At 40.5% G+C, this 11838-nt stretch carries 14 protein-coding genes and 1 pseudogene; all 15 read right to left on the bottom strand.

Annotated elements, in window-relative coordinates; all coding sequences use genetic code 11:
• Positions 1-42: 42 nt before the first annotated feature.
• Positions 43-1398 carry a hypothetical protein gene (locus tag JNUCC1_RS14170; protein WP_197431755.1) on the bottom strand — a complete coding sequence of 452 codons (1356 nt, stop codon included), beginning with the start codon at positions 1396-1398 and terminating at the stop codon, positions 43-45.
• A 111-nt stretch (positions 1399-1509) separates the two neighbouring features.
• Positions 1510-2322, bottom strand: coding sequence for a hypothetical protein (locus JNUCC1_RS14165; protein ID WP_156646064.1), 813 nt, complete (start codon positions 2320-2322; stop codon positions 1510-1512).
• A gap of 17 nt (positions 2323-2339) precedes the next feature.
• On the bottom strand, positions 2340-3056 hold the full coding sequence (locus JNUCC1_RS14160) for a hypothetical protein (RefSeq protein WP_156646063.1): 717 nt from the start codon (positions 3054-3056) through the stop codon (positions 2340-2342).
• A 23-nt stretch (positions 3057-3079) separates the two neighbouring features.
• Positions 3080-3358 (bottom strand): hypothetical protein, encoded by a 279-nt coding sequence (locus JNUCC1_RS18330; protein WP_197431754.1) that lies wholly within the window; start codon positions 3356-3358, stop codon positions 3080-3082.
• A 6-nt stretch (positions 3359-3364) separates the two neighbouring features.
• A complete protein-coding gene (locus JNUCC1_RS14150; protein ID WP_156646061.1) occupies positions 3365-4198 on the bottom strand; it encodes a hypothetical protein in 834 nt (277 codons plus the stop codon).
• Positions 4199-4216: 18 nt separating this feature from the next.
• Positions 4217-5311 (bottom strand): hypothetical protein, encoded by a 1095-nt coding sequence (locus JNUCC1_RS14145; protein ID WP_197431753.1) that lies wholly within the window; start codon positions 5309-5311, stop codon positions 4217-4219.
• Between the two features lie 59 nt (positions 5312-5370).
• The gene (locus JNUCC1_RS18325) at positions 5371-5535 is read right to left on the bottom strand and encodes a hypothetical protein (RefSeq protein ID WP_231784234.1); all 165 of its coding nucleotides are present in this window, start codon (positions 5533-5535) and stop codon (positions 5371-5373) included.
• Between the two features lie 165 nt (positions 5536-5700).
• Positions 5701-5922, bottom strand: coding sequence for a hypothetical protein (locus tag JNUCC1_RS14140; protein WP_231784233.1), 222 nt, complete (start codon positions 5920-5922; stop codon positions 5701-5703).
• Between the two features lie 35 nt (positions 5923-5957).
• Positions 5958-6335 carry a vWA domain-containing protein gene (locus tag JNUCC1_RS14135; RefSeq protein ID WP_156646058.1) on the bottom strand — a complete coding sequence of 126 codons (378 nt, stop codon included), beginning with the start codon at positions 6333-6335 and terminating at the stop codon, positions 5958-5960.
• Positions 6320-7123, bottom strand: a complete 804-nt coding sequence (locus JNUCC1_RS14130; RefSeq protein ID WP_156646057.1) for a hypothetical protein — start codon at positions 7121-7123, stop codon at positions 6320-6322. The genes JNUCC1_RS14135 and JNUCC1_RS14130 overlap by 16 nt, the downstream gene beginning before the upstream one ends.
• Before the next feature lie 43 nt (positions 7124-7166).
• Positions 7167-7385: a hypothetical protein gene (locus tag JNUCC1_RS14125; RefSeq protein WP_231784232.1), complete on the bottom strand. Its 219-nt coding sequence runs from the start codon at positions 7383-7385 to the stop codon at positions 7167-7169.
• An 18-nt stretch (positions 7386-7403) separates the two neighbouring features.
• A complete protein-coding gene (locus JNUCC1_RS14120) occupies positions 7404-8339 on the bottom strand; it encodes a type II secretion system F family protein (RefSeq protein ID WP_156646056.1) in 936 nt (311 codons plus the stop codon).
• A 3-nt stretch (positions 8340-8342) separates the two neighbouring features.
• Positions 8343-9272, bottom strand: a complete 930-nt coding sequence (locus tag JNUCC1_RS14115) for a type II secretion system F family protein (protein WP_156646055.1) — start codon at positions 9270-9272, stop codon at positions 8343-8345.
• Positions 9244-10610, bottom strand: a pseudogene (locus JNUCC1_RS14110) (CpaF family protein). The gene JNUCC1_RS14115 and the pseudogene JNUCC1_RS14110 overlap by 29 nt, the downstream one beginning before the upstream one ends.
• A 24-nt stretch (positions 10611-10634) precedes the next feature.
• Positions 10635-11768, bottom strand: a complete 1134-nt coding sequence (locus JNUCC1_RS14105; protein WP_156646054.1) for an AAA family ATPase — start codon at positions 11766-11768, stop codon at positions 10635-10637.
• Between the last annotated feature and the right edge of the window lie 70 nt (positions 11769-11838).

Below are 11838 nucleotides of genomic sequence, written 5' to 3'. Positions count from 1 at the left end.
TAAAGGGTGGTAGAAAGCTTCCCACCCTTATTTAATCGTTAATTATGAAAACCATCCTTTAACTTTTTTCCAGCCTTTACTAGCCGCTTTTTTCACTGTGTCTGTAGCTTTTTTAGCTGTAGCTGCAATCTTTTCCTTGTTTTTCGCAACCAGTTCAACACCTTTAGAAACAACAAAAACTCCGGCTCCGGCAGCTGCAAGCCCTGCCCCAACTGCTTGACCTCCAGGTACAGCTGCGGCGACGCCACCAGCACTCATCAATGTCTCACCAAAATTGGTTCCAACTTTTGCGGCAGCAACTGTTTTTTCGGTCCCGGTAGCATCACTATTAAATGTATTTACTGCATCCGAAAAACTCGCACCTGTCTTATAAGCCGAAATGCCCGCATTCACACCTGAGGTCACAAAATTAAACTTGGATAGGGCGCCCATTTTACTCCAAGTACCAGATACGTTGGATATATCCATATTCCTAGATACTTGGCCTGCAGAATCTTTAATAATCGAAGCATATTGCTGTACCTTGGATGTATTAGAAATTTGGTTAGCTCTAAACGCGCTTCTTGTGGTGATCTCTCTTACCACTTCTGCTTTTCGCAGGCTTTCCAATTTCGATACTTTGTCATAACCATCTTTGGCAGTTGACGTCATATCATACATATCATATGCCCAGTGATCTCCGGTCTGCAACTTAGCGCCACTTACAAACAGGTCAGTTAAATGCAAGCCAGTCTTTTCAGACGAAAAGCCGTCATTTAAACCTTCATGAACAAAATTTGCCGTGCCTGTTATGAGTTTATCTGTAACAAATTTCGTTTCCTTAAATTCGTTTGAATCATAAAAGCGCTCTGGAGGTGTATATCCGTCAGGTCCACTAAATGCGCCTGCTCCACTGCTTCCCGCTTCTTGCCAGGCGCCTCCGCTATAACCGGCTCCAGCGAAACCCTGATTCGAAAATGGATCTCCGGCATATCCACCTTCAGACCATGGATCACCGCCCTGATATCCATTTTGATTCCAGGGATTACTTCCTTGAAAACCCGATTCGTTCCAGCCATCTCCTTTTGAAGCAGCTCCTGCCCAGCCCGGATAACTCCAATTATCACCAGTGTGACTGCCATCACTATTCCAACCATTTTCCTGCCAGGAATCGCCAGTAAAACCATTACCGCCATTCCAGCCACGCATGTACCATGGCTGACTCTCCCATTTTTGCCCGTTCCACCCTTCGCCATTGGCAGCCTCAGTTCCTTCAGTGGCATCTCCGGTCCAGCCATCTTCTGACCATGAATCACCTTCCCATTTAAAATTACTGCCATCCCAGGAATCACCTTCCCAGGAGTCACCTTTCCATGGATCTCCTGTCCAAGACTCCACCGCATGAGAAACAGGAACCATGACAGGTTGAAATACTATGAAAAGCACTGCTAATGAAACTAAGAAACCTTTAATGCATGATTTAATTGCCAACCCCTCCTTTTATTTGCTATATTATTAATCCTTTTAATTTCAAGGAAATCTCAATCCCTTCAAAGACTCAGCATTAACCTTTTCTACATTCTTCACAGTTTCAGCTTTAATCAACTCTTTAAATTGTTCCCGGTCAAGTTGATCCATATCTTTTTGGTAAGTGACGTTTTTTATGTTTTTCTTTAAGTTTTCCTTACTGCTAATGAATTCATTGATGTAAGTTTTCACTTCTGCATTCATATAACGGCGCATCTCATCATCTGTTTTGCATATCTTATAAAGTTTTTTAAAATCATCAATAGTCCTATATTGCAATAACAGTTGTTGATATTGAATGTATTCAACCTCAGCGATGAGTTCTAGCGCTTCTTTAACATCATCTTTCGTAATAAACGGCTTATTACCATTAAAGATGTGTTCATTTTTCTCTTGAAAAGGGGTGTATTGATCTACAAGCTCCTGTTGCAGTCTCAATATACTTTCAGTAGCAGCTTTACAATTCATGATTATTTCCTCATCTTTTTGAGAGACTTCTTTGTTCATAGAACTTATCGTGTCTATAAACGCATTCACTCTCTCGAAAGACGTCATGTTTATGTTCGCTCGAAATTCACCATGAATGAGCAGTAAGGAGGCGTACTGCGCATAATTGTTTAGTAGGTAGAACGCCTCCATATATGATTTTTGCTCTGAAGGTTGCTGTGGTGATACCACGGCACACCCTGTTAGTTTATGCCACCTTTTATAGTTCACCAAATAAAATTCATCACCGTTAACCTTGCATCCACCGGCATTGAAGCTGTATTGTTCGAACATTTTTTTATGCTTTTTTGCTAATGCATCAACATTCATAAAAATACTCCTTCAGGTTACATCACTTTCATCACGCCCTGGGAATCCAACAGCTCTTGCTGCCCGCGCCATTTTATTATGTAAACTGTTAAAAGCATGATGACAAATGGATATACAATCATATTTAAGGCCATTTGAGTAATGACTTGTGCTGCAAAGGATGAAGTGATCGTAAAAAGTTGATAGGTAAGAAAAATCCCGAATAATAATTCAGCTGTCCCAACAAGCCCAATGATCATTAAGATCTTGAAGAAATGTTTTTTCCCAAGACGCACGCCTTCTTTAATAGACTTCCAGACAGATTTATTATCAAAAATACTAATATACGGGATTGGAAACAACAATGTAATCAGGATTAAACCAGGAAGCACCAATAACATAAAACCTAGTGTGGTGAGCGTTGAAGCGATACATGCAAAAACAAATACCGTAAAACCATTGGTAATAAATGTGTATATAGTATTACGTAAATTGTTTTCGACTCCCATATACTCGTTGTAAACATAACGAATATATGGAACCTGTGCATATAAGTAAAATAATAAAGTTATAAGGGCATAATAAATATCAGCGAACGAATACACGACAGAATAACTTGGTGTAATTGCATATATGTAGTTGGTTAAAAACGAATGCAAGATTAATAGAGGCAAAGTTGTTGAAAGCATTAGAATTAATATCTTTTCAAATTGACCCGTATATACATCCCATGTGGTCTTTAAAGGTTTTTCCATCAGCTTCACCACCTCTATCTACTTCAGATTGGATACCGCAGCTCTTTTCTGGATAAAGCATTTGTTTCTGCGAGGTTTTTATAAAATAACTTATTTGCTTCATGAATATGTTGTTCCATTGTCAGTTCCCTTAAATTAAGTAGAAATTCAATTCTTTTCACATTTTCAAGCTGCTGATTTTCACCCTTGGAAAACTCCTCAAGATATCGTTTAACCTCATCCGTTTTAAAACGGTTTATCTTCTGATTTCTTAAGCCTCTGATATAATTAAATTTAGGTATGAATTCATAAATTGCCAGCACCTGTTTTTAAATTTCAGGGTACCTTAAATCTTTTCTGAATCGCCGATTAGCATGAGACAAGTTTTTATAGAAGTCTTTTAAAGCGCCTTGTATATGCTGCTCCTTTGTCAAAGATTGCATATTGGACTGGAATTCAATCTTCTTTACGTTCTTTAATTGTTCATTTTCACCTTTGGAAAACTCCACAAGATACCTTTTAACCGCTGACGTTTTAAAACGGATTAACTGCTCGTTTTCCATGTTTTTAATGTACTTTAATTTGGGGATGAGTTCATGGATGGCTAATACCTGTCTGTATTGAATAAAGTCAACTTCCCCTAAGCTCCTAGCTGCCTCTTGAATATCCTCCCTGGAAATGACTTCTATCGAACCATTATGGTATTGTTCTTGTTTCTTTGCAGTGGTATTATAAATTTCCTTCAAGCGATCCTGAAGGTTTAAAATGGAATGAATTCTTTTCAAAGAATATTGATATTCAGATTTATCTTCATCATGTAGTGTAACGCCGCCCCTCAAAACATTAGTTAGAAATTTTTCGAGTGTAATAAACGCGTCCATATTTGCACGAGCTCTTTCCTCAACTTCTAAAACAGAAGAAAATAATGTTGCAAATTCCACCAGTTCATCAAAAGCCGCAGTGTATTCAATTTTGTCAGCTTTAGAATTAGAAGAAACTACTGCACATCCGGTTATTTTTCCCCACCTATAATAATTAACCAAAAAGTAATCGTGACTGTTAATTCGAGAGGCACCTGGATTGACGGTAAATGTTTCAAACAGCCTTTTGTATTTATTGGCTTCTTCTTTAACACGTTTGTCAAAGTACTTAATATCTATCACACCTTCACTCATATATTTCTATGAATTTAAGCCTTTAACAATAGACTTCAGACCTTTTTTGCCAAAATGCTTTATACCTTCCCAAGCTGCTTTATAACCAAGTTTTATAGTATCCCAATTTTTCGCATAAAACTTTGCTACTTTAGAAGCGCCCCATAGTGCTGCTCCGATAAGAATTATTACTCCTCCAGCCACTCTAAATCCTGGCACTGGTACCGCTGAAGCTAAAACACCTCCACTTATAAGGAAGTCTCCTGCGCTCTCCGTTGCATTAGCTACTGCTATTGTTTTTTGTGTACCACTTGCATCACTTTTCACGACTTTAGATGCCTCAGCAGACAATATAGCTGTATCCCATCCTGAATAGGCAGCGCTCACCCCTGCAGTAACTATGCTAAATCTAGATAAAACCTTTTCAACTCCACCCATTTTGGAGATGTTTTTTATGGTATTTGCTTTGCTAGACAAATCTCTTTTTTTAGTTGGAATTTGTCTATAATCATGGGCATTTTTAATCACTTTATAACCTTGAACACCCTCATTAAAATAAACAGCCGATTCTGCTGCAGTCATGTATTTGTTGTCTGCTCCAGAAAGCTTAAAACCATTCACAAGCATATTACTATACACACTTCTTGAGGTAGCTCCAAAACCAGAGCCATTTTGTCCGCTATCCAAATATCGTTGGTGTTTTAGTCCGTCAGATATAAACTTTGCATTTCCACCCATTATATCTGTGGTTAAAAACTCCATGGAGTCCGCTATTTTTTTATTAGAGTCATCATTTCCAACCTCTGCAATCATTCCAGCGGTAGGCTTACCATTAATTCGATTCCCTATAAATCCATCGGCTGTCCAATCATCACTGGAAGAATCGTCTCCCTCCCCTCCTTCCAGATACCATGGCAATTCAATTTCATTCTCTGGAACCTCTATATCGTTAGCTTGTGATGGTTTAATATCTTCTCCAATCCATTTAAGATTAGATCCATCCCAAGGACTGCCACTCCAAGGATTTCCTTCCCACGAGTCCCCTGTCCAGGAACTAATGGCATACACAGTCGGTGACAATACTGGAAAAAAGGTTATTAGAACGACGGCTGTTAATAACATGCACTTTTTAAATAGAGCCCCAATCGTCATCACCCCATATAAGCGTTATTAATGATTACTCACATGCTGGATTCCTCTTCTTTTCTACGGATATCCCGTATATGATTCACCCGTATTAGTGGGATGGCGACTCCAAGTAAGAATGCTGTATATGGGGTTCCGCCATCACTCCATATCCATTCGTAAAATGTAACAGGCACATAACTGACATAAATAAAAATCATTATAACGAGGTAAAATGTACGCATTTTTTCTCAGTTTTGGACATCATACGCCCTCCCGTGGACAGGATGCGTAGTTTTTAGTAAGTCCCTGAATAAGGGGCATGCACTTATTCAGGGACTTCTCATGATGGTTAAAACAAAGATTACTAGCATTTAGACCCTTGATTATTCACTCGTTTGTTTATTGTATTTGTCCTTAATAGACTGCTTCATTTCTTCCAGTTTTTCAGTGTTGATATCTTTTAACTCTTCCTTCAATTCACTTGAAGTAGTCTTAATGAGTTTTTCAATGTCATTATTTCTTTTTAAGAGGTCACTTAATTGTTCAGAGCTAATAATACCTTCTTTTTCCAAGCGCTTTGGAACACGCCTCAGATTATTAAACATTCTTGTTGACTTAGTCGTCCATTCATTGTTAAAACTTAAAATGTCAAATTGACTGTGGACCTCCATGCTATCAACATCTTTAAGAGCATCTTTTTCCATGCTTCCCATGCTTCTAAAACTTTTTCTGCACGATTAAACTCTTCCTCAAGTTGCTTTTGGTTATCTGCTGTTGAAAATATTCCTCCTGATACATCCGCCATTTGTTTCAGTTGTTTTTGAGCATCGGTATCCACATTAAAGCCTATGATATTTATAATGGGCTGAGCATTTGATTCGCTTAATGATTTAGCAACTTGCACTGGATCACCATCACATGTTTCAACGCCATCGCTCACAACATAAATTAAATTTGTGTTATGTGCGGTATCAAATTCTTTAAGCGCATCTTCAGCCTGTTTTAGAGCGTCTGCCAATGGGTCCAGCCGGCTGGTTCTATTTTATCCAGTTCTTTTTGGAATTTGTCCTCATCATATGTCGCATATCCATAAACCTGTTCAATGGCTGAGCAAGACATTTCCTTATCGCTGCTGTCACCAGTGCCTTTATGACCATAAACACGGAAAGAAACGTTTGCTTCCTCTGGCACCTGCTTCATGAAGTTATTGATGGACTCCTTAGCAATTTGCATCATGGTTTGCTCGCCAATATAAGCGCCCATGCTCCCACTTGCGTCAAGCAGAACTTCAATGTTGTAGTTTTCCTTAAAATGGTATCTTGAGTCAGGTAAGTCAGGATCTCCAAATGACCCAAACTCCCACTTTTTTATAGTTTCTTGTGGATCAGGAAAATCCTCAGCTACCAATGAATAGATGTAATTATAGTAGAGGTCCAATTCCTTTTCGCTAGCATCTTTAGGGAGCGGTTTTAGTTTTTCGGTTTCTTTTGCAAGTTCACTGTATTTCTCATCCCCCCACTCTGAGGAATGGATAGCAAATTCACCCTCAGCTTGATTAATTAATTCCTTAGCAGTACCCGGGGTTGATGGAATATCCTCTAAAAAAGATACCGATTCTAAGAAAGACTCTTCTGAAGTAATGTCGTTAATTGAATCATTGGTGGACTCATCATTTCGTTCGCTAGTTTCTTGTTTTGGATTAGATTTGTTTTCCTCGATCTCGTTTTGTGAATCTTCGTCACTTGTGCAACCTATTAGCAAGGTTGCACTAATGACCAGTACTAAAGGCAATTTAAGATTTATCATTAACAAAACTCCTACCTATGATGAGTGACTTAACCGTTATACTTTACTCCCCGCCTATTTTCCCTAGGAAAGTTGTGAACTTGTCATAGATGTCAGCACCAATTTCAGAGCCATCAAATGCTGTTGATACTAAACCGACTACAATGATAACTACTGCAGCAATTCCAATCCATTCCAACGTCTGTGAACCTTGCTCCTCTTTCTTCCAAGCATTCACCTGACTCATTGTCTTCGCATACAAATTCGTTAACATGTTCATCATTTTTATTCCTCCTATTTTTTAAAACATATTAAAAATACTGTTTTCACCCATCAACATGTTCATGATCATCAATCCTGCGATCATTAAGATGGAGACTGGGGCGATTAAAAACGTTGTGACGAGTGTAACCTTTGGCGATGCTTTGGCCGCCAGTTCTTTAACCTGCTCTTCACGAATCTGTCTCATGTCCTCGGCTTGAATCTTAAATGTTGTAGCGATCGGTACACCGAGATTCATACCCTGGAGCAGGGCTTTAATCAACGATTGAAATTCTTGATTGTCATTTCGACGCAACAATTCCCTGTACGCTCTTTCTCTTGGAACGCCCAATTCAATTTCCTGGTTGAACCTGGAGAACTCTTCACGAATGGGACCATCAAAGTGACGAATCACCTCCTTTAATGCTTGATCGAGACTGACGCCTGCCTGAACACTTGTACTGACCGTATCAAGAAAATCTGGCAAGTCAGCTCTTAACCTTTCCTGGCGCTTTTTAGCCTCCCTCCTTACTAGAATAATAGGTAAGAAGTATCCCAATAGTGGGCCAAACGCTAAAATATATTGTGCAAACGGGAACCCGATGACAAGTGCAAGGGCGCCAGCAAAAGCGCCTACGAGAAACAAGAAGATCTTTAAACCTTGGAATCTCTCAACTGTCAATTTCAACGGGTTGCCTGATTTTCGCAGCCATTCTTCAACATCATGATTTTCACTGAAAAAATTAATGCGCTGACCAAGATCCGAGAAATCGTCCGCGTATGTGGTGATTCTGTGAAATACGGCTGCACGTTTGTTGCGTTTTTTAATTTTCTTTTCGAAAGGATCTGTGGCTGTGACTTCTGAAACATGGTGCAGAACTGTACGTTTTTCCTGTAGAAATGACCAGAAATGTTTTAAAAACAAAACGATACAAAACCAAAATGCGATGATTGAAAGTATGATAAGCGCGTCCATAGGCTACACCTTGATATCCGTTATTTTTCTAATGAGCAATGTTGCCAGTGTAATGACCCCCAGAAATAGGAACAATATAACGAGCCCAAAACCTGACCAAAGGGGCTCAATAAAACCATCAATAACGTTGTTCATAATAAGCAACAAGAAAATCGGCATAATTGGAATAACTAAAGATATATACCGCTGCTCAGAGGTCATGGTTTTAATAGTCTGCGTCAGTACTTTGCGGTCTTCGAATGTATTGGCCATTGTATCAAGCGTTGTGGCCAAATTTCCGCCCGTCTTTTTCTGAATCAATAATGTGGCTATAAATAAGTTGAAATCCCTCGATTTATTACGCTTTTGCACAGATCTAAGGGCAACTTCAAGCGAAACACCAAGCTTTAGTTCGTTCGAAATCCTGCTAAACTCTGGACCCGCCGGTGCGGAAACCTCTCGGGCAATCAAGTCAATCCCCTGGTTGATCGTGAGTCCCGACCGTGCCGAATTGGCAAGTAAGCGGCAAATTTCAGCCAGTTGTTCGTTAAACCTCAGTTCGTAGTTGTTTTTTCTGAAATAAAATAATAGGTAGTGCGATGCAATAACAATACCGAGCGGCAGGATCATACTCAAATTGGCTACCATATTAAAAATGGTGAAGAAAACAACAAACAATAAGAGATAACCGACGACTAAAATTCCGATATACTCTGAGGGCAAAAGACCCAGATTCGCACTTTGCAGTTTGTTTCGCAGCTTTTGTGCGCCTTCACGCTCGTCGAACTTATCCCCCCATTTACTGATGAAGCTTTTTCTTTTTTCCTCGGGGTACCATTGCCTCACTTGCTGTGTCCACTCTTTTCGGTGCTTACGATAGCCAAGATAGAAATAGAGCCAAAACAGAAGGGATAAGACGGCAAGACTATAAAGTATAGATACGGCCAGATTCATCCACAGCATCCCCCTCTGGTTCAAAAAATTCTTTTGGAAAATCGATGCCAAACACATTTAAGTGCTCCAGGCATTTAGGTACAATGCCTGTCGGCGTATAATAACCGTGTATTGTGCCGTCCTGGTCCATGGCAGTTCGCTTAAAGTGGAAGATGTCTCTCACTTCAATTTTGCCTTCATCACCAATCGCCACTTCGGATATATTGGTTATCTTTCTTGTGCCGTCCGTTAACCGCTGAACCTGAACGATGTAATCAAGTGCTCCCACAATGTATTCTCTAATGATGTGTGTTGGGAGATCCATACCAGCCATGACAACCATGCCCTCTACCCTATTAATGGCGTCTCGCGGTGTATTGGAGTGAACAGTCGTCAGAGAACCTTCGTGACCAGTGTTCATGGCCTGAAGCATATCAAACGCTTCCGCTCCACGAACCTCACCGACTATGATTCGATCAGGCCGCATCCGCAGTGCGTTCTTTACAAGCTGTCTGATGGTGATTTCACCTGTTCCCTCTACGTTTGGTGGACGGGCTTCAAGACCTACAACGTTGGAACGATCGAATTTGAGTTCTGCAGAGTCTTCAATCGTCACCAGACGTTCTGAATGCGGAATGGCTTTGGCCAAGGCGTTCAGTAATGTCGTTTTACCGCTTCCTGTTCCACCTGAAATCAACACATTCAGCTTTGTTTGAACCAAAGCTTGCATGAACGTTGACATATCTTCCGTAAAGGTTTCAAAACCTTGCAGATCTTTCATTTCAAATGGTGTTTTGCGGAACTTACGAATAGAAATGATGGTACCGCCAAGACTGATGGGGGAAATGACCGCGTTTACACGGCTTCCGTCCGGCAGTCTGGCATCCACCATTGGTGAACTTTCATCGATCCGGCGTCCAAGCGGGGCAACAACCCGATCCACAATGTGCCGCACATGTGCCTCATCCTTGAAAGCCACATCAGAGCGCTCCAGTCTTCCGCGTTTTTCGATATAAATTTCTCTTGGGCCATTCACCAATATCTCAGTGATATCATCATCTTTTAAAAGCGGCTCCAGGGGCCGAACCCGACACTTTCATCAATCAGCATGGATAAGAGAGCATCTTTATCCTGTCTTGGGATGACGACCTTTTCCTCTGCCATGAACTGATTGATAAATCGCTCGATTGATAGTTTCTTATCAGCTTCTGGAAGGCTTGTGATCTGTTCAAGATTGACTTCTGTCAGCAACCTGGACTTGTAGTGTTCTACGAGGTTATCAATATATGTATTGTTAATTTTAAAGTCCTGGTCCCGCTCTGCTTGCGATTGTCTTGATTGTCTTTGAAAAAGCGCCACCTTGTATTCACCTGCCTTTATCAATTATTTCAGCATTGAACGAACCCATTTCTGAATATCTTTGGCCACGGGGGTCAATTTCTTCTCTTGAGGCTCACGCCTTAAAGGTTCTCCTTTATTCATGTGAGCTTGAACGCCTTTAAAGTCCCTGCGTATTTCACTGGCAATCGTATACGTAACGAAGCGCTCGATATCTTTCTTTGATAGTTCATTGTCTTTTCCTTTGAAGTTAATAATAAGTTCGAGACGTTCTTCCGGATCTACACCGAGCTGCTTTAGTAACGTTTCAACCCCTTTAAGGACCCGAATGGATATGGTATCAAGATTCATTAAGTAATAGATTCGATCGGACTCTTCCAGTGCTGTAAAGGTTTTAACATCAAGATTGGATGGGGTATCAATGATAATGAAATCATAACTTCTCTTACTTGCCCGGATCAGCCGCATAATAAAGGACTCATCAATTTTTTCGGCTATCTCGGCATCCCGCGGACTCACAAGCACGTCAAGCCCGGATGGCTCTAATGTTTCTGATACATTTCTGAGGTGATGTTCGTTTAGCTCGTTGATGACAGGCAACAAATCTATCACAGACCGCTCACTGTCAATTCCAAGAAAAGTTTCGGCTCCCCCGTATTGCATATTCAAGTCAATGTAGAGCACCTTTCCAGTAGATTCTAGTTTAAGCGTTTGAGCAAATGTCGAACTGATCAGTGACTTACCCGTACCGCCTTTCCCGCTGTAAAAGGTAAAGACTTTACCGCCACCCCGCCTAAATCCTTCAGCAGTCGTATTTTCTTTTGAAATGAGCTTTGCTTCAGCAAGTCCTTTAATGCGTTCTGTGAGCAACCACTCCTCTTCAGGCAGAACAAAATAGTCATTCACTCCAAGCCGGGTCAAGTCCCGCAGCAGTTCGAATTCCGGCTGATTATTTACAAAAACAACTGCTGCATCAGGCTGTTCTGATAAAACGTGTTGAACTTGATCGAGCGGCGACTCTTCCTCTGTTTTAAGAACCAAGACGATCTGGATGGTCAATTTCTTCAAGTCTTCGGGCGTCACGTGTTTCAATTGAAAGCCTTCAGCTACTGTGGCTTCAACAATTGGGTACAGCTCGTCATTATGCCCGAATATATATATGTCACTCATCGTTTTCATATGGCTTCCTCCAACGGTTTCTAGTGGCTTTTGACCTCGTTATTTTTCTTTGTCTTCTTTTTTGTCATCT

The organism is Lentibacillus sp. JNUCC-1, assembly GCF_009741735.1.
GTDB lineage: Bacteria > Bacillota > Bacilli > Bacillales > Amphibacillaceae > Lentibacillus_B.
Note: the sequence above shows the minus strand (reverse complement) of the source record. Positions and strands in the feature narration are given on the sequence as shown.